At 40.2% G+C, this 24,297-nt stretch carries 27 protein-coding genes; 10 read left to right on the forward strand and 17 right to left on the reverse strand.

Features of this window, described 5'->3' with window-relative positions:
- The first annotated feature begins 50 nt into the window (after positions 1-50).
- Positions 51-473 carry an NUDIX hydrolase gene (locus M472_RS24155; protein ID WP_021068380.1) on the forward strand — a complete coding sequence of 141 codons (423 nt, stop codon included), beginning with the start codon at positions 51-53 and terminating at the stop codon, positions 471-473.
- On the opposite strand, the gene M472_RS24160 is transcribed toward M472_RS24155, so the two are convergent.
- A complete protein-coding gene (locus M472_RS24160; protein WP_021068381.1) occupies positions 451-1,290 on the reverse strand; it encodes an ATP cone domain-containing protein in 840 nt (279 codons plus the stop codon). The two genes, M472_RS24155 and M472_RS24160, sit on opposite strands and share 23 nt — an antisense overlap.
- 83 nt (positions 1,291-1,373) lie before the next feature.
- Between M472_RS24160 and M472_RS24165 the strand changes: the two genes are divergently transcribed.
- Both M472_RS24165 and M472_RS24170 read left to right on the forward strand, forming a co-directional pair.
- Positions 1,374-1,700 (forward strand): YgaP family membrane protein, encoded by a 327-nt coding sequence (locus M472_RS24165; RefSeq protein ID WP_021068382.1) that lies wholly within the window; start codon positions 1,374-1,376, stop codon positions 1,698-1,700.
- Positions 1,701-1,785: 85 nt separating this feature from the next.
- Complete coding sequence (locus tag M472_RS24170; protein ID WP_021068383.1) at positions 1,786-2,490, forward strand: SIR2 family NAD-dependent protein deacylase; 705 nt, start codon at positions 1,786-1,788, stop codon at positions 2,488-2,490.
- A gap of 33 nt (positions 2,491-2,523) precedes the next feature.
- Here the strand turns inward: M472_RS24170 and M472_RS24175 are convergent, their stop codons facing one another.
- The 5 genes from M472_RS24175 to M472_RS45710 form a co-directional block, all read right to left on the reverse strand.
- Positions 2,524-2,769 carry a hypothetical protein gene (locus tag M472_RS24175; RefSeq protein WP_021068384.1) on the reverse strand — a complete coding sequence of 82 codons (246 nt, stop codon included), beginning with the start codon at positions 2,767-2,769 and terminating at the stop codon, positions 2,524-2,526.
- Positions 2,770-2,845: 76 nt separating this feature from the next.
- Positions 2,846-4,177: an NADP-specific glutamate dehydrogenase gene (gdhA, locus tag M472_RS24180; protein WP_021068385.1), complete on the reverse strand. Its 1,332-nt coding sequence runs from the start codon at positions 4,175-4,177 to the stop codon at positions 2,846-2,848.
- Between the two features lie 154 nt (positions 4,178-4,331).
- The gene (locus M472_RS24185; protein WP_021068386.1) at positions 4,332-5,228 is read right to left on the reverse strand and encodes a cation diffusion facilitator family transporter; all 897 of its coding nucleotides are present in this window, start codon (positions 5,226-5,228) and stop codon (positions 4,332-4,334) included.
- Between the two features lie 274 nt (positions 5,229-5,502).
- Positions 5,503-6,096 (reverse strand): M60 family metallopeptidase, encoded by a 594-nt coding sequence (locus tag M472_RS45705; protein WP_235049476.1) that lies wholly within the window; start codon positions 6,094-6,096, stop codon positions 5,503-5,505.
- Positions 6,068-7,102 carry a M60 family metallopeptidase gene (locus M472_RS45710; RefSeq protein ID WP_021068388.1) on the reverse strand — a complete coding sequence of 345 codons (1,035 nt, stop codon included), beginning with the start codon at positions 7,100-7,102 and terminating at the stop codon, positions 6,068-6,070. The genes M472_RS45705 and M472_RS45710 overlap by 29 nt, the downstream gene beginning before the upstream one ends.
- Positions 7,103-7,434: 332 nt before the next feature.
- Here M472_RS45710 and hisG point away from each other — a divergent pair, with 332 nt between their 5' ends.
- The gene (gene hisG, locus M472_RS24195) at positions 7,435-8,286 is read left to right on the forward strand and encodes an ATP phosphoribosyltransferase (protein WP_021068389.1); all 852 of its coding nucleotides are present in this window, start codon (positions 7,435-7,437) and stop codon (positions 8,284-8,286) included.
- On the forward strand, positions 8,286-9,578 hold the full coding sequence (gene hisD / locus M472_RS24200) for a histidinol dehydrogenase (protein WP_021068390.1): 1,293 nt from the start codon (positions 8,286-8,288) through the stop codon (positions 9,576-9,578). The genes hisG and hisD overlap by 1 nt, the downstream gene beginning before the upstream one ends.
- Positions 9,579-9,604: 26 nt before the next feature.
- Here hisD and M472_RS24205 read toward each other — a convergent pair whose 3' ends face one another.
- A complete protein-coding gene (locus tag M472_RS24205; protein ID WP_021068391.1) occupies positions 9,605-10,408 on the reverse strand; it encodes a patatin-like phospholipase family protein in 804 nt (267 codons plus the stop codon).
- A gap of 138 nt (positions 10,409-10,546) precedes the next feature.
- On the opposite strand from M472_RS24205, the gene M472_RS24210 reads away from it, so the two are divergent.
- Positions 10,547-11,152: a TetR/AcrR family transcriptional regulator gene (locus tag M472_RS24210; protein WP_021068392.1), complete on the forward strand. Its 606-nt coding sequence runs from the start codon at positions 10,547-10,549 to the stop codon at positions 11,150-11,152.
- Positions 11,153-11,155: 3 nt separating this feature from the next.
- Positions 11,156-11,788, forward strand: a complete 633-nt coding sequence (locus tag M472_RS24215; protein WP_021068393.1) for a nitroreductase family protein — start codon at positions 11,156-11,158, stop codon at positions 11,786-11,788.
- A gap of 118 nt (positions 11,789-11,906) precedes the next feature.
- Here the strand turns inward: M472_RS24215 and M472_RS24220 are convergent, their stop codons facing one another.
- The 6 genes from M472_RS24220 to M472_RS24245 all read right to left on the reverse strand — a co-directional run bounded on the left by M472_RS24220 (position 11,907) and on the right by M472_RS24245 (position 18,260).
- Positions 11,907-14,120 (reverse strand): NADP-dependent isocitrate dehydrogenase, encoded by a 2,214-nt coding sequence (locus M472_RS24220; RefSeq protein ID WP_021068394.1) that lies wholly within the window; start codon positions 14,118-14,120, stop codon positions 11,907-11,909.
- 119 nt (positions 14,121-14,239) lie between these two features.
- Positions 14,240-15,316 carry an agmatinase family protein gene (locus M472_RS24225; RefSeq protein ID WP_031301245.1) on the reverse strand — a complete coding sequence of 359 codons (1,077 nt, stop codon included), beginning with the start codon at positions 15,314-15,316 and terminating at the stop codon, positions 14,240-14,242.
- Between the two features lie 99 nt (positions 15,317-15,415).
- Positions 15,416-16,219, reverse strand: coding sequence for a M48 family metallopeptidase (locus tag M472_RS24230; protein ID WP_021068396.1), 804 nt, complete (start codon positions 16,217-16,219; stop codon positions 15,416-15,418).
- Between the two features lie 60 nt (positions 16,220-16,279).
- A complete protein-coding gene (plsY, locus tag M472_RS24235) occupies positions 16,280-16,930 on the reverse strand; it encodes a glycerol-3-phosphate 1-O-acyltransferase PlsY (RefSeq protein ID WP_021068397.1) in 651 nt (216 codons plus the stop codon).
- Positions 16,931-16,939: 9 nt separating this feature from the next.
- Positions 16,940-17,797, reverse strand: coding sequence for a carboxylating nicotinate-nucleotide diphosphorylase (nadC, locus tag M472_RS24240; RefSeq protein WP_021068398.1), 858 nt, complete (start codon positions 17,795-17,797; stop codon positions 16,940-16,942).
- A 79-nt stretch (positions 17,798-17,876) separates the two neighbouring features.
- Positions 17,877-18,260 (reverse strand): DUF4783 domain-containing protein, encoded by a 384-nt coding sequence (locus tag M472_RS24245; protein ID WP_021068399.1) that lies wholly within the window; start codon positions 18,258-18,260, stop codon positions 17,877-17,879.
- 136 nt (positions 18,261-18,396) lie between these two features.
- On the opposite strand from M472_RS24245, the gene gpmI reads away from it, so the two are divergent.
- Both gpmI and M472_RS24255 read left to right on the forward strand, forming a co-directional pair.
- A complete protein-coding gene (gene gpmI, locus M472_RS24250) occupies positions 18,397-19,935 on the forward strand; it encodes a 2,3-bisphosphoglycerate-independent phosphoglycerate mutase (RefSeq protein ID WP_021068400.1) in 1,539 nt (512 codons plus the stop codon).
- 13 nt (positions 19,936-19,948) lie between these two features.
- On the forward strand, positions 19,949-20,494 hold the full coding sequence (locus M472_RS24255) for a hypothetical protein (protein WP_144062615.1): 546 nt from the start codon (positions 19,949-19,951) through the stop codon (positions 20,492-20,494).
- 53 nt (positions 20,495-20,547) lie between these two features.
- On the opposite strand, the gene M472_RS24260 is transcribed toward M472_RS24255, so the two are convergent.
- Genes M472_RS24260 through M472_RS24270 form a run of 3 tightly spaced genes read right to left on the reverse strand, consistent with a single transcriptional unit; the run spans position 20,548 to position 22,820 of the window.
- Positions 20,548-21,312, reverse strand: coding sequence for a TerC family protein (locus tag M472_RS24260; protein ID WP_021068402.1), 765 nt, complete (start codon positions 21,310-21,312; stop codon positions 20,548-20,550).
- A gap of 48 nt (positions 21,313-21,360) precedes the next feature.
- A complete protein-coding gene (locus tag M472_RS24265; protein WP_021068403.1) occupies positions 21,361-21,888 on the reverse strand; it encodes an adenine phosphoribosyltransferase in 528 nt (175 codons plus the stop codon).
- A gap of 5 nt (positions 21,889-21,893) precedes the next feature.
- Positions 21,894-22,820 carry a ComEA family DNA-binding protein gene (locus M472_RS24270; RefSeq protein WP_021068404.1) on the reverse strand — a complete coding sequence of 309 codons (927 nt, stop codon included), beginning with the start codon at positions 22,818-22,820 and terminating at the stop codon, positions 21,894-21,896.
- 80 nt (positions 22,821-22,900) lie between these two features.
- On the opposite strand from M472_RS24270, the gene M472_RS24275 reads away from it, so the two are divergent.
- Entirely contained in the window at positions 22,901-23,509 is a 609-nt protein-coding gene (locus M472_RS24275) for a polysaccharide deacetylase family protein (RefSeq protein ID WP_021068405.1), read from the forward strand.
- On the opposite strand, the gene M472_RS24280 is transcribed toward M472_RS24275, so the two are convergent.
- Positions 23,506-24,297, reverse strand: a complete 792-nt coding sequence (locus M472_RS24280) for a DUF4249 domain-containing protein (RefSeq protein ID WP_021068406.1) — start codon at positions 24,295-24,297, stop codon at positions 23,506-23,508. The genes M472_RS24275 and M472_RS24280 overlap by 4 nt on opposite strands.

Here is a 24,297-nt window from a genome sequence, read left to right on the forward strand (position 1 = left end):
ACTCCTAACAATCCGATAGCTATCTAAGATAAACCGGCTAAAAATCAAACATGCTTTCAAAAATCACAGTAGCTCTAGCAATCATTACCAATGATGAGAATGAGATGCTGGCTCTCCGGAAAAAGGATGCCAGCTACTATACGCTGCCCGGTGGAAAAATAGAATTAGGAGAAACACCAATAGATGCTTTAATAAGGGAGCTTAATGAAGAGCTCGACATCATATTTAACAAAGAAGACTTCAGCTTAGCTGGCACACACATGACTCGAGCCGCAAATGAAGCAAACACCATCGTGGAAGGCTTTATATTTTGCCTGACTGTTCCTTTCAAAACAACGGTCTCACCTCATGCAGAAATTGAAGAAAAGATATGGCTTTCTAAGGAGAATTATAAAGACTATAATCTCGCACATCTCCTAAAAGAATTTGCATTACCCCGATGGCTAGACCTTAATGTTCCAAAGGACTGTTGACCAACCCTATAGCTTCTTGCAAAATTTGTTTTCTTTTTTGATCATTGATTTCCAAATCCTGCAAAAATTTGGGATGCCTAATCACGTCTTTGACCAAAATACACTGGGCTTTCAACAGTCTGGCTTTATCCTGCGCATTCAATGAGGTAAGACAGGTCACGGGGTATTGACCGTTGTTGTCCACCCTGGCTTTAAGGCTATAGGATTTGGGATAATCCCAAGCCAACAGATTCATCTTGTGGTATTCTCCAAACTTAATAGAATCTGTCGTCAGATACGCATTGGTTACTAACCATCCCGCAGATATCTTTAAGTTTTTATTAAAGAATGTATAGCTAATGTCCGATATATCAACGACTCTGGACATAAAGTACATCGGAGTAGTCACCGATATCTTGGCATCTACGTCGTTTCTAAACTTGCATTCTATAGCCAACAGCTCCTGCCCCTTACTAGCGACCACATCAATCTCATGCGTCACAGCATGCCCTTGAATTACCTGTCCCGTGACCGCCTGGTATCCATCTTCTTGAAAAATGCGTGCTATCCATTTTTCAAAATAAAAGCCTTCGGGTCCAAGATCTCTTAAGGCCTTCTTTAAACTATATCGAGCAGCATAAGTATTCCTGCAGGCCTTCAGGTACTCAAAGGCCAATTCATAGAGTTCTCTAGTTGTTATCCCGTCGTATAACTTATCTTTAATACGTTCGAATACCCCGTCAACCTCCTCGGGACTGGCTCCAGAACGAGATAAGGAATATCGTAAACTGTCGGGGTTAAATGGCACTAATTCTCCAGAATGTTTTTTTACCTGCATAGTCTAAATGTTGTCTCAAAATACAAACTCAAGATACATATATTCGTGTTTATTGAAAAACATAATCTCAAATAAGTTGTTATATGAGTGTAACAACAAAAGAGACGAATATGCTATTAAACTACGCTTTGGAAAAAATCAAAAATAAGCTGAACGATGATTGTATCGACGGAAACGTAAGCACCTCTGAACGAATCTTATCTGTTGTCGCAGGTGGATTAATATTGGGTATCGGAGTCAAACAATTGATCAAGCGCCCCATGACGGCATTGACCGGTGTGACGCTAGGGGGAGCATTGGTCTACAGAGGTATAACTGGTCATTGTTCCATAAAATCTACCATAGATAAACTGTCAAAAGACGATAATGAAGTAACCGTAATAGAGCACCGCTACTTTGTGAAGCCTTAGTACAGCTGAAGTTTGAAAAGATAAAGTAAAGTCACTTTCCGTTAATCATGTGATCAGCTCGAAAAAATTTTATCTTTGAACATTTATGAAGCGAAACAAGATAGTCGTGCTGACTGGCGCCGGTATTTCGGCAGAAAGTGGGCTCCAAACTTTTAGGGGAGAAGATGGTCTATGGGAAGGGTACAGAATCGAGGAAGTGGCCACCCCAGAAGCCTGGCGAAATGACCCAATACGGGTGCAACGTTTCTATAATGAACGTAGAAAGAAATGTATCGAGGCACAACCAAACGCAGCTCATCGGGCATTGGTGCAATTAGAAGAGTATGCAGATGTACAAATCGTCACACAAAATATAGATGATCTGCATGAACGTGCTGGAAGCAGCAATATCTTACATCTACACGGTGAAATCAGAAAATCACAATCCTCGTTGGATTCAACAATGACCTTTCCAATAGAAGGTGATGAGTTGAAAATGGGGGAGACCTGTACCTTTGGGTCACAACTGAGGCCAAACGTTGTTTGGTTTGGGGAACCTGTACCCAATATGGGCAGGGCTATTCGGCTGACCAAAGATGCTGATTTTCTATTCGTGATAGGCACTTCATTACAGGTGTATCCCGCAGCAAACTTAGTCTATGAAATTCCAAGAGGATGTAACCTTGTGGTAGTGGATCCCTCCATACCACATATAGAACCCAATGGCAATCCTATCAAAATAGTAAAAGAAAAGGCAGCTATAGCCTTACCAGCTATGGTATCACACTTTGCCAAACATCATACATTTTAAAAACAAAGAGAGCTAGAAGCCCTCTTTGTTTGCTTAATAATATCTATTGTACGCATCGTTAACCCCGGTGCGCATACCTTTAAAAGTCACTAATACCTGGTTGATAAACTGCTCATCTAAAATTTCGAATATACCGTTGACACCATTTAATACATCGGCTTCAGCCAGCTTATAGGATTGCTCTAGATTTCCCTGTTCAAACTTAATAATAAACTTTTGATTCATGCCAAAAATAGTGATCTTACAATCTGGATGTGGCAATTCTGCTAATACCCTCATTTACCTTTATTTTATACTACGAGTTACAAAGTAAGCAAAATACTGCCAAAAGAGAAGCTAATAGCTTGTAAATATCCTACAGGACACCCTGAGATTTCATGGCCTCAGCAACTTTTATAAATCCGCCTATGTTTGCACCTTTCAAGTAGTTGATATAACCGCCTTCTTCCTTACCATAGCGTACACAAGTCTTATGAATATTTTCCATGATGGTCTTTAACCTTCCATCCACTTTATTTGCTGACCATTGCTGTCCGATTGAGTTCTGCGACATCTCTAATCCCGAAACAGCCACACCTCCAGCATTGGCGGCCTTGCCTGGAGCAAAGAACACCTTGGATTTTAAAAATATCTTAATTGCTTCGGATGTAGATGGCATGTTAGCTCCCTCTGCTACACATTTACAACCATTCTTAATCAACTTCTTGGCATCCGCCTCATTCAATTCGTTCTCAGTTGCGCAGGGGAGAGCAATATCGCACTTGAACTGCCAAGGTTTTTCTCCAGGATGAAAGGTTGCCGTTTTATATTTCTTCGTAAACTTTTGGAGATCCCGCCCTAAGGTGCTGAGATGAGACAATTTCTCCAATGTAAAACCGTCTCTATCATATAAGGTACCTGTACTGTTGGAAACCGTAATCACGCGAGTCCCCAATAAGATGGCCTTTTCTGCAGCAAAATAAGAGACATTGCCAGCGCCAGAAATGGCCACGGTCTTGCCTTCGAGCTTCTCGTTGATGGAATCGTATATACACTCTACAAAGTAGAGCAGACCGTAGCCTGTGGCTTCTGGTCTTATATATGAACCGCCCCAATTCACGCCCTTGCCGGTCAACACGCCTGTGAAATTATTTTGAATCCGCTTGTACTGCCCAAAAAGATAGCCTATCTCACGTCCGCCCACACCTATATCACCTGCTGGCACATCGGTGTCAGCTCCGATATGACGATAGAGCTCCGTCATGAAAGATTGACAGAAACGCATAATTTCATTGTCTGACTTACCTTTTGGATCAAAATCAGAACCGCCCTTGCCGCCACCAATTGGCAAACTGGTCAACGCATTCTTAAAGACTTGTTCAAACGCCAAAAACTTTAATACACTGAGGTTGACAGTAGGCGAGAAGCGTAGACCGCCTTTATACGGACCGATAGCACTGTTCATTTGCACTCGATAACCTCTATTGACTTGAATTTGGTTCCGGTCATCCAGCCAAGCAACACGAAAAGACACAACCCGCTCGGGTTCAGTGAGTCTTTCCAAAATCTTCAACTCCTCAAACTCGGCGTGATATTCGTTGATATAGGGGATAAGATCTTCCAAAACTTCAACCACTGCTTGTAAAAACTCGGGTTCGTTTGGATTACGTTTTTCAACGTATTTAATAAAATTATTAAGGTTTAGCATCTTTATTTGAAAAAAACTTATACAGAAGTTTTCAAATTTAATGATTTTACATAAAAAAATGTAAAAAAATAAAAAAAACACAAATCAAACATCTGATTCATGAATTAAACCAAAATTCAAGTTAGGATAAAGAAGAAGGAGGGAAGGATCTACTCTACACACTTGCCCGCTTTGCAGCAGGATCAAACGGTTCAATATGGACGAAAACATTCGATATCGAAGGTATGTTTAACATCAGGTAATCCTTCAATGCATGTGCTATATCGTGACCTTCTCTAACACTTAAATCAGGACTTACAACAGCATGCAAATCGACTATATAAGTCATTCCAATCTTCCGAACAAAACATTTGTCCGTAGCCATCACGCCATCTACATCAAGCGATATTTCCTTGACTTGATCCACGATGTCTTCAAAAAGATTTTCATCCATGATTTCGCCCAGAGCGGGTCTAAAAATACGATAGCAATTGTATAAGATAAATCCTGCTGCAAACAGAGCTGCCCAATCATCAGCATATTCATATCCTTCGCCCAACCAGAGTGCAAAAGAAATCCCAATAAAGGCAGCAACTGAAGTAATCGCATCGCTACGATGATGCCAAGCATCTGCCTTCAAAGAAGTGCTGTTTAACGCCTTTGCACGTCTGTTTACGACATGGTAACTGATTTCCTTCCATATAATAATCCCACCAAGAACAAATAAAGTCCAAGCTTCAGGTGGTTCGTGCGGAGTCCTTAGATTGATGACGCTCTGATGTGCAATAACAGTGGCTGATATCACTAAAAATATAACGACTATAAATGTCACTAATGGCTCAATACGACCATGTCCATATGGATGTGTCTCATCTGCTGGTCGCTTTGAATATTTAATACCTAATAAAACCAGTATCGATGAAAAAATATCTGTGGTAGATTCTATAGCGTCAGCTATTAAGGCAAATGAGTTTCCAAAGAAACCGGCCAGCCATTTTATAATCGCTAAGCCTAGGCTGCCAATAATACTAAAATATACTGTTTTTTCCGCCTTGTCTGCTTTAGAGGACATGTTTTGTTCTTTTATACAAAGTAAACAAATTATTCTCGTGTCCGAAACCATGATTCCATTTATATAACAGTTAAATGTCAAAATAAACACGGTTAGTTGAAAATGATGTCAAATAACAACCTCTTCCCATTTCTTATATATTGATAATATAATTTACGTTATGTTAAATAGATTGATTGAATAACTCCTCCTGCCAATCCATAATATACAGCAATCCGGCTAACTTGAAGCTGGATTGCTGCAGTCCATAACCAGACGTTCGTTCATCAATCGATTAATCGGTCAATGTAGTCAGATCTATAGCAGGTTTTCTCAGGTTCATGTTCCTAACAGCTTGCTTACATGCGTCGACCATTTCGTTCGTCATGCTGTAGGTGTACTTTCCGTAATCATCCAATTCAAATTCTCCAACATAGAAAAATCCATATTTATCAAAGAAATCTGTCAGATCGACCCTGGATACTTCACAAGCTGTCTTTACAAAATTCAATTGGTGAACCGCTGGATTTTTCTCACCCTGCATACGTTCCTGAGCCCAATTCGTAGTTTTTACCTGCTTAACATTACTCTTGCTATTTGCCTGGTTACGAAACTCTTCAAACAAATCCGGATAGAAATCAGGATTCTTTCCAACGCCCTCGAAATACAACTGAAGTTGCCAAAACGGCACCAATCTATTAAAGACATCTGGGTCCTGTAAAAATGATATTTTACCGTCAATTATCTTCTCTTTAGCGGTTTTATAATTCCCTTGTTCTGAAATTCGTGTAGGATTATTAAAAGACCTTGTTACATAAAGGGAGAACAAGTTATTGCTCACCTCACCTAAGCCTCCCCAGTTAAACATAGGCCGTGTCTGATGCCACATGCCCTACTTCGTGGCTAAATCCCCAGCAAGGGTCACCTTTTATAACGCGGCTCGGATCTACAACAAGATTCATCGCATAGCCTTTTTTATCCCCCATATAAGCTACACCATCACCATCCCTAAACATATAATAGTTATAATTTACCCGTGATAGCATCTTATTTTGAGGCACCTTTCCATACTTAATCAATCCCATTATTCGATGCTGTCGATAAACAAGAGAATCGTAATTACTAAGAAGCTGCACTCCTCGTCCGTACGCGTATTTTTTAAGGGCCTCGACGGGATAAGCTATCTGTATATGTTCGCCAACACCATCCAATATCGGAAATACGGCATTGTCAATTAGCTTATTCCAATCGGTATCATCATTTTTCTTAATATCGAAATAACCATTCGTCTTTCCAGTGATAAAATGGACTTTGACAGGTTTCTCTTTTGATGGCGTGTCTGAGAAGTAGTCAATATAGGCCAAACTACCATAGTTGTTCAAATCAACGATATTAATCCCGTTGTGCAGGTCGAATGCTTGCTTCTCTATCCCCCAGCCTTTGGGATCTTTGGTAGGCTCTTCTGGATTCGGCGCTCTACGCTCCCAATTGGGAATTACCAATTTTACTTTTTTTCCTTTTTCGATGCCTTCGACTAAGACAACATGTTTGCCCAATGGTAGATAAACACCTGTTATATTCTCATATTTGCTGTAGCCATCTCCGATACTGAGTTCTTTACCTAGTGTTGTTGGTGAAAGTAAAGCCTTGTATGTATTGAGCTTAAAACTGTTGTCATAAGTTCCTTTGAGCATCTGCAAAGCTACATCTCTGATAACAGGGTCTAGGATTTGACTTGCTTCTTTGGTATTAACGCCTTTTTTAAGAGCGGTGGCGACAGGATCATTAAAGAGAGACAGACTGTTTGTAATGGTTGTTAAATCGGATGTTGTCTGCGCATTCAAACCTATCGTAAATAGGTTTAGGACAGCTGCTGCAAATAGAACTTTTTTCATAATTAATACGTTTAGTGATACCTAAAATAAGAGATAATACATTCAATAAAGCGCAACAAAAAAGTGACAATATAAATATCGAGATTAGAATCTCATTGCAAACGATTGTCTAATTTTTAGAGCATGAAAAATAAATTTGCAATTGTTCTAACATAATTATACATTTGGCTAATTATTATTAATAAATGACAACAGTGCTTACACATCACATTCATATGCATCATCGCCAGATTGGCGATATGTAATGTTATGTGTTTCTACGTGAAGCAACTCCCCCTCGATTTCATTTTTTATAATTAATAATAGTTTTTACTACACCTAAACAATTCGTTTTGAAAAATCTAAAAATAGCTATCCAAAAGTCGGGTAGATTAAATGAAAAATCCGTTCAACTTCTAAAAAACTGTGGTCTCGATTTTGAGAACTACAAAAGCTCTCTGATTACGTCAGTTTCTAATTTTAACTTAGAAATATTGTTTCTGAGAGACGATGATATCCCGGGATATGTCGAAGAAGGTATTGCCGATCTTGGTATCGTAGGCGAAAATGTAATTGATGAAACAGAGTCTAATGTAGCTTATTTACAGCGACTTGGGTTTGGTAAATGTACATTAAAACTCGCTATCCCTAGAGACTCCAAAATATCTGATTTAAAAGACCTTAATGGCAAATCAATCGCAACCTCCTACCCTGTTATACTTAAGAATTTTCTTGAAGAATATAAAATAAACGCCGATATTCAAACAATTTCTGGTTCCGTAGAAATCGCTCCAGGTCTAGGTTTAAGTGACGCTATCTGCGATATCGTATCGACTGGTGGTACACTAAAAAGTAACGGTCTGAAACCATTTGCTGATGTACGCAAATCGGAAGCTATATTGATAGCACGTGAAGGCTTGGAAGAAAATGAAATACTAATGGAGCTGTTGCAACGGATTCAGTCGGTATTAAGGGCCAAGGAAACGAAATATGTGGTACTTAACGTAGAAAAAAATAACCTCGAAAAAGTAACGGAATTATTGAAAGGTGTCAAGAGTCCAACCGTGGTACCTCTGGCGGAGGAAGGCTGGGTAGCTGTGCACACCGTAATTTCGGAAGATGATTTTTGGGGTAAAATCAATAAACTCAAGTCTGTAGGCGCACAAGGAATCGTGGTTATGCCTATAGAAAAAATCATATTATAATGCTAAAAGTTTACAATCAGGAAGAATTATCTCCAGCTGCTATCGAACAGTTGGTACTGCGAAATACAGACCCTAATAATGCTATCTCTGACACCGTATATTCCATCATCGAAGATGTAAAAAGTTCAGGAGACAAAGCCTTAAGAGCTTATGCCTCTAAATTTGACCAGGTGGATTTAGAACAAGTATATCTGGACAAGGACGATATAGAGGAGCTCGCCAGTACAATATCTAGAGATCAGCAACGCGCACTCGAAATCGCGTTTCAAAATATTCACCGTTTTCACAGTACACAACTGAAACGCGAACGGGTAACGGAAACAATGCCCGGCGTAAAATGTTGGCGTGAAGCACGACCTATTGAACGCGTAGGCCTTTATATCCCTGGTGGATCGGCGGTATTGCCCTCTACCCTGCTCATGCTGGGTGTTCCGGCAAGAATAGCGGGTTGCAAAGAGATTGTGGTCTGTTCGCCTCCTCAGAAATCGGGTAAAATCAACGGATTCGTTGCTTATTGTTTAATCCTATTGAAAATAGAGCGTATTTATCTTGTAGGAGGTGCTCAGGCTGTTGCTGCTATGGCATTCGGAACGGAAACAGTACCTAAGGTTGACAAAATATTCGGCCCTGGAAATCAATTTGTCACGAAAGCAAAAAGTATTATACAGGGTCAGACAAATGTCAGTATAGATATGCCTGCTGGTCCTTCGGAAGTATTGGTTATCGCTGATGAAACAGCAAACCCGGCTTATGTAGCTGCGGATCTATTGGCACAGGCCGAGCATGGACCAGATAGCCAGGCTGTATTGGTCTCGACTTCGGCCGAACTCATTACTGAGGTCAATCTAGAACTAAACAAACAGGTGGGTCTACTACCACGTCAGGAAATAGCCAGCGCGGCCCTGGCAAACTCCTACGCTATCCTAACGACAGATTTGAGAACGGCAATGGAGTTTTCCAACCAATATGCTCCCGAGCACCTTATTATCGAGTCAGATGCCTGGCAATCGATCACTTCGCTAATACTTAATGCAGGTTCTGTATTCCTTGGACATCTTACTCCAGAGAGTGCAGGAGATTACGCCTCCGGAACAAATCATACACTGCCTACCTCAGGCTATGCAAAATCCTACTCTGGAGTATCTGTAGATTCGTTTATTAAGAAGATAACATTTCAGCAGATAAGTCCTGAAGGACTACAGCAAATAGGCTCCGTGGTAGAAATATTGGCTGAACTAGAAGGACTTCATGGTCATAAAAATGCAGTCAGCATACGTAAAGCTGATTTGTAATAAGAGAAAAAGGTAAGCAAGAATAATTAAACTTGCTTACCTTTTATCTTATCGATATGTTGGGATAGTGTGCCCCGGGTCAGTTCGTACCCTTCTTTTATCAAATCTGACGATCGATCGAAATCCCATATTCCTGAAAGATCATTGGGAATATTTATTACATAATCAGGCTGATACAGTTGAATACTCAAAAGGCTGAGTCTGCGCCTCATGGCCATATAGGATTCTTGCAATAAATCTAATGCATTGAGTTTGCTATAGGATTTCTCTACGGCAGACTTGGGAGGTCCATCTAAATTGATTGCTATCTTAATATTATCTGTATTCTGCACGTAATTGACAGGGACAGGGTTAAGTACTCCTCCATCAACAAGAAATTTATTAGCAAGCTGTACCCCTTGAAAAACAGCAGGTATAGCTATTGACGCCCGAATAGCAGAATATATACTTCCCTTTCGAAATACAACTTCCTGCTCGTTGGCTAAATCTGTTGCAACTGCAGTAAATTTGACACCAAGTGTTTCAATAGCGACATCTTCAAAAACTTCCTGTAAGGTACGCATAACCTTTTGCCCTTTTAAAATCCCGAACCTCGGATCGGAAAAATCCATCAAACGAAATACTTCCCGTTTTGTCAACTTGCTCATCCATTCACCTAGCTCTCCTATCTTTCCACCAGCAAAGGCTGCTCCGACTAATGAACCTATAGAACAGCCCACCACTTCGTCAATTTCGACTCCCTGTTCAAGAAGCCATTGTATAGCACCAATTTGAGAAATGCCTCGTGCACCACCACTACCTAGAATCAAAGATACCTTCTGTTGTTGCATATTGTACAGTTTTGACTAAAGATAGAAAAAAAGATAGATTTATTTTTGTCAACTGAAAGTCTAAAAAACAAGCCGAATTTGCAAAAAATAAAAACGGGTGTTACTTTTGCTAACAGTGTTAACTAAATGTTTAAACACATGAGCACAACAACAAGAAGAGAACGTGAAATTCAGGAGCTACGTAGCAAGATTATCACCCAGTCATGGAAGATAATCACGGAGGATGGATGGCAAGCCCTATCTATCCGGAAGATTGCAGATGCAATCGAGTATAGTGCTCCGGTAATCTATAAACATTTTGAAAGTAAAGAGGCTATCATCGAGTATTTTTCGAAAGAAGGATTCAACATCCTATCGCATGAGATGAGTTTGATTCCTGAAGACAAAATCGACTCTAGTGAGCGCCTACGAGATATCGCCTATACATACTGGAAATTCGCATCTACTTATGTACAGCATTATAGAATCATGTTTGGATTAGGAATCCCTCCGTGTGAAGCTATTAACAGCTCAAAAGAAATGCAACGTACTTCAAACTATATGTATAGTGCTATAGAGCAAGTGCTAAGCGATTCTGGGAATGACATTGCGGATAAATATTTGAAACTAAAGACTTTTTGGTCTACGCTCCATGGCTTTATAGCGATTGCACTATTATCAGACGACCATATCCCTTCGGCACCTACACCTACACTGATAGATGCTGTTGAAGGTTTTATATTTACACTAAAAAACAACAAATAAACAATGAGCTTATTACAAGACTTATCCTGGAGATATGCCACTAAAAAAATGAACGGCACTCCAGTAGCACAAGAAAAAGTAGACTATATTATCGAAGCTGCTAGAATGGCTCCTACCTCATCTGGATTGCAGCCATTTAAAATTATACAGGTAAGCAATCCGGATCTTAAGGCCAAGATTCAACCTATCGCATTCGGACAGACACAAATTGTAGACTCTTCTCACCTATTGATTTTTGCGGCTTATGATGAATATACAAAAGAACGTGTAGATGCCGTATTCGCACAACAGGAAGCAGAACGGGAGTTGCCATTGGGTACCTCGGACGACTACAAGAACACCTTATTTGGAATGTTTGCGCAACAAACAAAAGAACAACACTTTGCACATGCTGCACGACAAGCCTATATTGGCTTCGGAATGGCGATCGCCGCAGCTGCAGAACAACGTGTGGACGCTACGCCAATGGAAGGTTTTACAAATGCTCAACTGGACGAACTTTTAGGTCTTGACAAGTTGGGACTGAAATCGGTTACGATACTGGCGTTAGGTTATAGAGACGAATCGAATGACTGGTTGGTCAACCTGAAAAAAGTAAGAACAAAAGCGGAAGACTTCGTCATCAATTTCAATTAATTTTTTATATTTTCTATTGAATAAGCCCCATACCGAATGGTTGGGGCTTTTTTGTACGCAAAAAAAAGTCTCTCTATTCCTTAAATAGAGAGACTTGATTATGTTGGATTACAGATTATTAAATTCCGGCAATCGCTGTATTCAATGTCGCTGAAGGACGCATCGCTGTAGAAGCAAGCTCATCATTAGGGAAGTAATATCCTCCAATTTGTTGTGCTTTACCTTGTGCAGCAATCAATTCTTCATTGATTTTAGCTTCATTGGCAGTCAACGTTTGTGCCAATGCCGCAAATCTAGTTGCTAAATCAGCATCTTTAGTTTGTTTTGCCAATTCCTGAGCCCAGTATAATGTCAGGTAGAAATGTGAACCACGGTTGTCTATCTGTCCAACTTTACGTGCCGGAGATTTGTCATTAGCTAAGAATAATGCATTTGCCTCATCCAACGCATCTGCCAACACCTGAGCTTTGCTATTGTTCTGTGTCTGTGCCAAATGCTCGAAAGAAGCCTGTAAAGCCAAGAATTCACCTAATGAATCCCAACGTAAATAACCTTCTTCTAAGAATTGTTCAACATGCTTAGGAGCGGAACCACCGGCACCTGTTTCAAATAGACCTCCACCATTCATTAAAGGAACGATAGATAACATCTTAGCTGAAGTACCAACTTCTAAGATTGGGAATAAATCGGTAAGGTAATCACGTAAAACATTACCTGTTACGGAAATAGTATCTTCACCTTCACGAATACGGTCTAGTGAGAATTTTGTAGCTTCTACTGGAGACATTACAAATATATCTAAACCATTTGTATCAAAATCGCCTAGGTATTTCTCTACTTTCTTGATAATCTCTCTATCGTGTGCACGTGCTTCATCCAACCAGAATACAGCTGGTGTAGCTGATAGACGAGCACGGTTAACTGCTAACTTAACCCAGTCTTGAATAGGAGCATCTTTTGTCTGACACATACGGAAGATATCGCCAGCTTCTACAGCCTGGCTCATATATACATCGCCATTAGCATCGACAACACGAATTGTTCCTTTAGCAGTTGCTTGGAACGTCTTGTCATGAGAACCGTATTCTTCTGCTTTCTGTGCCATCAAACCTACGTTTGGAACAGAACCCATTGTTTTAGGATCTAAGGCACCATTTTCTTTACAGTCTTCGATCATAGCCTCGTATACACCTGCATACGAACGGTCAGGGATCATGGCAATGGTATCACGTTCTGCACCTGCTTTATCCCACATTTTACCACCTATACGGATCATCGCAGGCATAGAAGCATCGACAATCACATCAGAAGGAACGTGTAGATTGGTGATTCCTTTATCAGAATTAACCATAGCCAAATCAGGGCCATTAGCAATAGCAGACTCAATAGCCGCTTTAACTTCACCTTCTTTTTCGTTACCCGCTATTTTAGCGAATACCTCGCCCAAGCCATTATTCTTATTGATACCTAAAGAAGCAAACAACTCACCGTATTTAGCAAATACTTCTTTAAAATATACCTCTACAATAGCACCAAAGATAATAGGGTCTGAGACCTTCATCATGGTAGCTTTTAAGTGTGCTGACAATAAGACTCCAGCTTCTTTCGCTTCTGCAATAGTAGCAGCAACGAAGTCTTTTAATTTAGCAACATTCATTACAGAAGAATCAATAACTTCACCTGCTTTCAATGGAGCTAATCCTTTCAACTCTTTTACGGATCCGTCTGCGGCGACAAATTCTATTTTATATTGAGACTCTTTTTCTATAGTCACCGATTGCTCTGTTGCATAGAAATCTCCCTCTGTCATAGAGGCAACTTTAGTTTTGCTATCTGCTGCCCAAGCCCCCATTCGATGTGGGTTTGCCTTCGCATAGTTCTTTACCGCTTTTGGAGCTCTACGGTCCGAGTTTCCTTCTCTCAATACCGGATTCACTGCTGATCCTAAAACCTTAGCATAACTTGCTTTGATTTTCTCTTCATCATCATTAGAAGGGTTGTCCGGGTAATTAGGTATTGCATAGCCTGCAAGCTGTAATTCAGCAATAGCTGCTTTCAGTTGAGGTATAGAAGCCGAAATATTCGGTAACTTAATAATATTCGCGTCAGGTGTCGTAGCTAACTGTCCCAATTCCGCCAAAGCATCTACAGTCTGTTGCTCTGGTTTCAAATACGAATTAAAATTGGCAAGAATACGTCCAGCCAATGAAATATCTCTCAACTCAACGTCAATATCAGCAGTTTTTGCAAATGCTTGTACAATCGGTAAAAAGGAATAAGTTGCCAATAGTGGCGCCTCATCTGTTTTGGTGTAAATAATCTTAGAAGACATAGTTTCTGTTGAAGTATTATTAATTTTTCGTTTTAAGAGTCTGAATATTGAAATATTTAGTGAATATTTTCAAAATTCGCCTAAAGATAACAAAATCAAAGGTAAATACGCATAAAAGCCTAAAATATGACTTTGTTTCCAACTGCCAGGCCGTTGTTTTTTGCCAACACGCCACACATATGGAACAATAAGCGCGCACCTACATTACCATCCCATTCATCCTCACCTGGAGCCACTTCTACCAAGTCCATACCTATGATCTTCTTGTTGGATTCAGCAAGACGGCTTAATGCATACACAGCCTGTTCATAAGAGAGTCCACCCGGTACAGGTGTCCCTGTATTTGGACAGTACCATTGATAAAGGGCATCAATGTCAAAACTTACAGCTACATTGTCCGGCAATAAAGCGATGGCTTCGTCGACCTGCTCTTGCCAGGTCTTGCCCTCGAATTGTCCTTTTTTCAAATCAGCATCGGTAAAGACTTTCACTTTATCCGAACCTTTGACAACCGCCACTTCTTGCTCACAGAAATCACGGATCCCAACCTGGACCAATTTAGATACCTCTGGCAGTTGTATAGCATTGTACATAATGGAAGCATGTGAGTAGGTAAAACCTTCATATGCAATGCGCAAATCCATGTGTGCGTCAAAATGAAATATACCAAAACTGCCATAAATCGATGCTAAGGCTTGATAATATCCATAAGGTGTAGAATGATCTCCACCCAATAAGATAACCTTCTTGCCTTTATTTTTCCATGAAGTAACAAGCTCCTTAAGCTCGGCATTGAGTACTTCGGAAGCTTCGTTTATTTTAGCTAAGTCTCCTTTTAAAGTGGGATTATCGTCCACAACCTCCCCATTCTCCAAGGCTTCGATAATCGGCTGAGCCATCTCCTTATACAGGGCGCTATTTGTTTTCCAATGTGCTGGCCCTTCGTCTAGATAGATCCCCAATTTCCACAACTCTGGAAATTCCTGATGCAATAGGTCCACCTGAAATGAAGCATCCAGTATGGCTTCTGGCCCTTCAGAAGCTCCTGCACCATAACTTACTGTTACTTCCCAAGGCACGGAAACAATAATAATTTCACTCTCCTCTGCCGAAAAAGGCAATCCATAAATACTTGCATCTGCTAATCCCGGTTGAGAGGGGTCAAAAGTTGCAATCTTATCTTCTTTTGTTGACATAAATAGCATTTTTTAATACGTGTCGCAAAGATACTATTTCTATAAAAATAAAACAGCAACCATTTACCTGGTTGCTGTTTCTATAGCTTTTGCGAAAGTTTATTTTTTGTAATACTTCATCGCTTCAGGTATCAGACTCTGAAGCTGTGTAATTCTTCTGGCGTCACTGGGGTGTGTACTGGTCCACTCTGCTGGCTGGTTTCCCGATTTTGCAGAAGCCATACGCTCCCAAAATTTCACCGCCTGATTCGGATCATATCCCGCCATGGCCATGATGATCAATCCAGCTTTGTCCGCGGCCAATTCATCATCCCTTGAAAATTTAAGCATACCTATCGGTGCTCCAATACCATAAGTCAGATTAAGCGCGTCGAGCCATTTATTATCTGTGGTAGCAGAAGCTACCCCAATTATCTGACCAATTCCCTGTGCCGCAATTTTGTTGGACACCTGAGCTACCGAGTGCTCTTCGATAGCATGAGCAATCTCATGGCCCATTACAGTTGCCAAGCCAGCATCTGTTCCTGTAAATGGTAAAATTCCGGTAAATACGGCTACCTTACCGCCAGGCATACACCAAGCATTCACTTCATCATTCTGAATCAAATTAAATTCCCAATTGAAGTTGTAGCGATCTGCTATACCTCTTTCTTTAAGAAAGCGCATCGTAGCGGCGGCGATATCATTACCTACACGCTTTACAGCGGTAGCATTAGCTGTACCCGTGACAACTTTTGTACTCGAATTCGACAAGAATTCTTTATATGCTAACGCTGCCTGATCGTTTATTGCACTGCTATCTACCAGTTTAAGGTACTTTCTTCCCGTAATAGCTGAAGTAGCGCAACCTGCAACTACTGCTCCTAAAAGCAAAACCGCTGCATAATTAAATAACCTTTTCATCCTATTTCTAATTATCTGACAATGACCTTGTGGATTAAAACAACTCAAACATGTATTAGTTTAATCACTTCGTCTTTTTTTAAACAAATAAATCTTTGACTCGTGCCCTTTCAAAAGCCTCTCTATATTTTTTTGATGCGTGATTAATATTAAGGCACAGATCGCAATGGCATATAACATAATAGACGGCACCGTAGTTTTAAATATCAACGCCAAGCTTATCGGAAACGTGAACCCCGCAGAAATTGAACTTAAGGACACATAATGTGTGATCAAAAGACACAATATAAAGACAGATACACAGCATAATGCGGCTGGCCAATGGATAGCTAATACCATCCCGAATAACGTAGCCACCCCTTTGCCTCCTCTAAATCCTGCAAACAAGGGGAATAAGTGGCCCAGAACAGCAATTACCCCAAGAGCCAATTGAAAATTGACAAAATGCGGTGATCTATAATCTCCAACTACAGTGGTATCCAAAAGATAAGGCAGATTTGTAGCCGTCCAACCTTTAAAAATATCCACAAACATCACGATAGAACCAGCTTTTTTGCCTAATACACGGAATGTATTGGTAGCACCGGCGTTCCCACTTCCATATTCTCTGACATCTACCCCGTAAAAAGCCTGACCAAACCACACGGCAGTTGGTATAGAGCCAAATAGGTAGGCCAGAATTACAATACTTACTAAATAAATCGAAATCATTAACTTCTATTAAATAAGTCTTGCTTTTAAACTCAAATCTAGACTCTTAACGGAATGCGTTAAAGCGCCCACTGATATAAAATCTACTCCTGACAATGCATAAGAACGAATAGTTTCTAAGGTAATTCCCCCGGAAGCTTCAGTCACCAGCCTGCCATTTACCAGTTTTACTGCTTCACCGACATCTTCTGGCTTGAAATTATCGAACATTACCCTATCTACCCCCTCACATCTAAGCAGCTCCTTCAACTCATCAAAATTACGAACCTCTACCTCAATCGGTATATCAATTCCCTTGTTCTGTTTATAAACTACGGCATTTTTTACAGCCGCAGATACACTACCTGCGTAATCGACATGATTATCTTTGATCAATATCATGTCGTAGAGTCCAAACCGATGATTTACCCCTCCACCTATCACTACCGCTCTCTTTTCTAAAAAGCGAAGTAATGGCGTCGTTTTTCGTGTATCCAATACACGTGTATTCGTTCCTTTTAGTTCTTGCACATACTCCATTGTCCTCGTAGCGATACCGGACATACGTTGCATGACATTAAGCAATAAGCGCTCAGCCTTGAGGATAGAGTGAATTTTTCCTTTTGCGATCAACACGATATCACCATTTGATACCTGTTGACCATCTTTAATAAACACTTCAACCTGTAAGGTGGGGTCTACTTGATGTAATATTTCTACACCAACCTCTACACCTGCCAAAATGCCGTTTTCTTTTACCAGTAATCTTGCTTCTCCCCATTTGTCCTCCGGCAATGCCGCCAAAGAAGTATGGTCTCCCTCTCTAACATCTTCCTCCAAAGCCTGTTGAACAAAATTGCTCAACTCTTTCTTATACTCTTGATCCATTTTTTAGCGTCAAATATTAAGCTAAGATGAATAAAATAAATTTATTCTGAAAAATTATTGTTTATTAAATCCGATACCATCAATCCACGCGAAGCTCTGATATTAACGCAGCTCCCTTCAACTCAATCACTTTGACCAAAACACGAAAATTTCGTTTTGTAGTCTTAATACTATAAATAAAATAACGATTCGTCTTATGATTTTCAGAAGCAGTGACACGCTTCACCTCAACAACCTTATTTTGCTTTAGAAAATCAGTTAACAATAATTCCCCCTGAAACTTTGTTACAATCTGCTCCTCGCTATTAATAGACAAATTAATAGACGATGAAAAATATTTGGTTAAAGCTTTAGCATCATTACTTTTTAGAGCTTGTACAACAATCTTGTTCATATCATTTTCTTGGAATGAGTACAAAAGAAAAAGTAAAGGAGAGATAATAAAAACAAATCTTACACCCATTATATAACATTTAATGTATTAGCTAGAAACGGTTTAAAAGGACTAGGGATTGAGCCAAAACTATGCCATAAAATCAAGTGCTGCTACTGGCCAGCTCCATGAATAAGTTTGTCTTTTAAAATTATTATATTTGTGTGTGAACAATTCAAATCAAAAGAAAGTAGCCTTACTCATCCTGGATGGATTAGGGTATGGCAAAGAAGATAATTCAAACGCAGTCCGTGCCGCACAGATACCTTTTCTAGACAAATTGTTGTCGACCTACCCGAACTCTAAACTCGAAGCCTCAGGTGAATCCGTAGGTCTCCCTGATGGCCAAATGGGTAATTCTGAAGTAGGTCATATGAACCTCGGCGCAGGGCGCGTAGTGTATCAAGAACTAGGTCGTATCAATAAGGCTGCACGTGAAGGGGATTTTAACAGTGATCCTACTATACAGAAAGCATTTGAATATGCTCGTGCGAATAATAAAAGGGTGCACTTTATTGGTCTCCTATCCGACGGTGGTGTGCATGCGCATATCGACCATCTCAAAGCATTGTGTGATACGGCGCAGACATTCGGTCTATCGAACGACAATGTATTCATACATGCCTTTATGGATGGTCGTGATACCGATCCTAATGGAGGTGTTGGCTATCTACAGGATTTGCAAGCGCATCTCGTGCATTCTTGCGGAACAATTGCTTCTGCCATCGGACGATACTATGCGATGGACAGGGACAATCGTTGGGAACGCGTACAACAGGCGTACAACCTACTCACACAAGGTATAGGTACACACACTACAGATATCATTTCTGCGGTACAGAACTCGTACGCAGAGGGCATCACTGACGAGTTTATCAAACCTATCGTCATGGTGGATGGCAATGACTTGCCTGTAGCCACTATTACTGATGGTGATGTTGTTATCTGTTTCAACTTTAGAACGGACCGTGGACGTGAGATATCAATAGCGCTCACACAAGAAGCTTTCCCTGCTTATAATATGGTTCCTTTGAATCTCTATTATGTGACCATGACGGCCTACGATGAGACTTTCAAAAATGTACACGTCGTATTTGAAAAAGATAATCTTTCGCAAACGCTTGGCGAAGCACTCGCAGCGCAAGGAAAAACTCAGGTTCGCATAGCGGAAACCGAAAAGTACCCACACGTTACATTCTTCTTTTCAGGAGGACGGGAGAAGGAATTCGAGGGCGAGCGTCGTCTATTGATACCTTCGCCAAAAGTGGCGACATACGATCTACAGCCGGAGATGAGTGCCGTTGGAATCACGCAAGCTATCTCTGACGATATCAGAAATAACCAGCCTGATTTTATCTGTCTCAACTTTGCCAATCCGGATATGGTAGGACATACGGGAGTATTTGATGCTGTAGTTAAAGCTGTAGAGACTGTAGACCGCTGTACGCAACAGGTGGTAGAGACCGGCCTCGCTTATGGCTATTCTTTCATTATCTTAGCCGATCACGGTAACTCCGAGTTTATGGTCAATGATGATGGTTCGCCCAACACTGCTCACACCACCAATCTCGTGCCTTGTATATTGATTGACAAAGACTATCAACATATCAAAGACGGTAAACTTGGCGATATCGCACCTACAGTGCTCAAGTTATTGGGTCTAAACATTCCTGTAGAAATGAGTGGAGATGTCTTGGTATACTAATAGACAAAAAGGAATGAAAGGAAAAATGGCTACACAGGCACTTATAGGCTTTGTCGTGACTATCTTCTACTCCTGTGGTTCGCCTTCGTCTCCACGGAAAAACGAATTGACTGTTAGCGAGTTTGACTTACCAGCTTTTTTTCAACAAGAAATCAAAAGTCTGGATATTTCCAAACCAACCATTAGAAAGACGGTATCAAAAGACAGTATATCTGAAAGCAAAGAGTTGCAGATCGGAGATTGGGAAAGAGAATTGGCGAGTTTTTTAACTGTAGACCTCAATAAACCGGCTTACCGCGGCACTTATCAAAAAGATAGTATAGCGAATACAGTGACATACACCTTTACCGATTCAACAGTGGATCTATCTGTGTTAAAAATTGTATACACCGATCAAATCCCAGTATCATTTACGATCAAAAAGTCAACGAATAATCTTTTATACAATACCTCCGAGAGCTTAGAATATATAAAAGGCAAACGTTATATTATAGACAAGGTACAATCTGTCAAAATGTTGGGAAATCGACATTATCGTATTGAAGGAATCATAGAATAGATATCTCATAGCTAAAAAGCCTGTCTAAAATATAGACAGGCTTTTTTTTGTATTTAGTGCTGATCTTTCTTCTTCAGCGCCTTTTTCTGAGACTTGATATTGAGATACTCTACGAGCACAGAAAACGCCATCGCAAAGTAAATATATCCTTTTGGAATATGCTGATCAAAAGCTTCAGCTGTAAGTGAAACCCCAATCAATAATAAAAATGCTAAAGCCAGCATCTTCACCGATGGATAGTCATTTACAAATTTGCTGATTGATTCTGCCGACAATAGCATGATACCTACAGCTACTATAACCGAAGCGATCATAACACCGATCTGATCAACCATACCTACTGCAGTAATAACCGAGTCCAATGAGAATACCAGGTCCAGAATGAGTATCTGTATAATTATCGAAGAAAAAGAGACGATCTTTTTGGTTGTCGACGTAACCTCAACCTCGCCTTCCACTTTATGGTGTATCTCGGTAGTACTTTTATAAATCAAAAACAAACCTCCAATAAAAAGAATCAAATCACGTCCCGAAAGCACAAAATATCGTGCATACTTCTCGTTATGCCAGTCAAACCATTCGGAGAGATTAATGAGCGGTGCGGTAAGCCCCATGACCCATTTGATAGAGAACAAAAGCAGTACACGCATCACCAACGCAAGCAAAAGACCGATTTGTCTTGCTTTCTTTTGCTGTTCAACAGGCAGTTTAGCACTCTGAATAGAAATAAAGACAATATTGTCTATCCCAAGTACAATCTCTAAGACAGTCAATGTTAAAAAAGAAATCCAGATTTGAGGATCAGTAATCCATTCCATATATTTTATATTTTTTTACTGTAAAAATATAAAACAGAACTTATAATCCTAATACTTTACTAAAGAAATAATATTATCACTAAACCGCATTAACCTTCCGGAGCCGTTAAGAAAATCTAAATTAATTATAAATGAAAATCCAACGACCACAGCGCCTAACTTCTCCATCAACTTTGCACTTGCTACCACAGTTCCTCCAGTAGCCAATAGGTCATCATGAATCAACACCTTTGCACCCATCGGTACAGCATCTTCGTGCACCTCAATCGTTGCCTGTCCATACTCCAATTTATAGGATTCCGAAATAGTTTTATAAGGTAACCGACCTTGCTTTCTAATCGGGACAAAGGGTAGGCCCAACCTGGTTGCCAACATCAGTCCGAACAAGAAACCTCTGCTTTCGACTCCAGCTATCACGTCAATATCTATACCCTCCAACCGGTCCACAAACTCATCCACGATTGCCATACAAAGTAGAGGATCCTTCAGTATAGGAGTAATATCTTTGAATACAATTCCAGGAGCGGGAAAATCAGGAATGTCCCGCACGACATCTCTCAGTTTTTGTTCTAACATTTCATCTAAAATTCTAAGTAAGGCTCAATTTTACGGAAAAAATCTTGATCCAGTAACTGTATATCCGCTAAACTTGAAAAATCTTTGAAAGCGCCATGCTGAATTCTATAATTGACAATCCACTGTGCCTGTTTCTTAGAGACGTAAGGATGTTTTGCCAATTGCTCTATAGTACATTTATTAATATCAATCGTATGGACCGTTGAATTGGGCGAAAGGTATAATTGGTCCTTAATCGCCGTAAAAGTTTCAGGAGGGAGACCATACACTTCAGCTACCTGAGCAATACTGCTGAAACCGCCTAATGCTTTTCTATAATTAAGGATTCGCTTGGCAAAGACTGGACCAATCCCTCGCAATGCAACCCAATCGATACTATCAGCCTGCATGATATCAATCATAATCTTTTTACGAGTCACTGGCTGATCGGTTTCCTTAACTATTTCCGCTTTCTTACCATATGACTTTGACGATAATTTTTCCTTATTGGCTTGTAGTAGATCTCTATTAATCTTGACAAATGGAGCAAGCTTCTCGTACTCGCTCTTGGAGATCGAATACATTTTGGCTAAGTCCTCTTTCTCAAAAAACTTCCCTCCTTTTGCCTCGTAATTCTTGATCACCCGCGCCTGCTTCTCAGACAAGCCGAGTTCTTGCCATTCCTCAAGCGATAGACCATTGGGGTCAAAATCGGCAGTAGGGCTTATTTTCTTAGAATGGCTGCTTTTCGTATAGTCTTTATTACGATATAATTGCTTTTCTCTTTTATCACTTTGCTCTAGATCTACTAGATCATACGTGAGTGAATCTTCAGTCCGAATCAATTTGTAGAGGTAAGGTATCGAGAGTGCGCACAAGATTAATAGGACGAGTGCTATAAAACCCCGTTTCTCAGCTAAAGAAAGATCAAAATACTTAAAAAAATTCCTCATAAATAGCCTCTCTTTTTTTATTGAGACCAATTGGTTAATAATCTTTACTTAAATTTGGTAAATTAATACTGGAATCTAAAATGTATTTTGTCAATGCTCCTTTTTTTCTGCGCTGGATGTATCCTTCCGTAACCTGGAACCGGTCCCGTCTAGATAAAAAGATATACTTAACCTTCGATGATGGTCCCATTCCTGAGATTACGCCCTGGATTTTGGACGTATTGAAAGAATATCAGATCAAGGCTACTTTTTTCTGTGTGGGCGCCAATATTGTGAAGCACCCTGATATCTTTCAGCGACTTCTTCAAGAAGGACATCGCATCGGCAACCATACCTACAACCACCTTAAAGGCTGGGATACCCCTGATGACAGCTATATAGAGAATGTTCGCTTATGTCAGACCCATACACAGAGCAATCTTTTCAGACCTCCCTATGCCCGAGCAAAAAAATCGCAGATCAATAGATTAAAAAAAGAGTTTGAACTCATCTATTGGGATGTCCTATCGGGCGATTTCGACCTGAGCCTTAGTCCTGAAAAATGCTATAACAATGTTTTAAAACATACAAAAAATGGCTCTATCATTGTCTTCCATGACAACTTAAAAGCCATTCCTCGTGTAAAGTATGCATTACCAAAAGTAATAGAACATTTTCTTAAAAAAGGATTTACCTTTGAGACACTTTAGTCATTCTCTTTTACGATCCTAATTCCATATTCCTTGGCACTGCTCACGCTGAAATAGCCGAGAGCACCGTTTGACAAGTTAGACGTAGGATTTGCAGGTGCTGCACTACCAGGATTCATCATCTGAATCTGATTCCAGTATGTATAGACCTCTTTAGCGATGCATTGACGTCGGACCACGACACTATCTCCGAGCTCAATAGAATTGTCCCTATCCGTTATTTGATGTGAGACATATAGACCGTCATTGAATTTATCACTATAAGCACTCGCAAACTTAAATTCCTTCCCGTTTATAGCGATATCATATTTATAATAATTGGGAACATCTTTAGGGTCATTGAATTTCAAAACAACAGAATAGTAGGTTTTGTTAAAAACTGTCTCCTCCTTTACAGCGATTGAATCCACTGGCACAAAAGGATTCATGTTGGTCGAAGACTGGTAGATTTCATCCCCCACCTTTACAGTTAGATCATAAGACAGCCCGACTACTGGCTTAAAACCATCCTTTAGATATATACCATCTCCTTTGTCCACAAAGTTGAACAATTGTCCTTTACTGTCCATCACTGCTACCTTCGCACCGGAAATAGCTTCACTGGATATCGGAGAACTGAAATCCACCGTACGCGACAGTCGGATTACCTGTTGATTACCTAGATCGTTCAAATCCGCTTCGATCACAATCTTGGGATTAGCGCTGTTCAAGTCCACCTCTATCAGGTCTTCGCAAGAAGCCATAAGAAAGGCAACACTTAAGAATATATAGAATCTGAGCAATTTCAT

Source organism: Sphingobacterium paucimobilis HER1398 (assembly GCF_000416985.1).
Lineage (GTDB): Bacteria > Bacteroidota > Bacteroidia > Sphingobacteriales > Sphingobacteriaceae > Sphingobacterium > Sphingobacterium paucimobilis.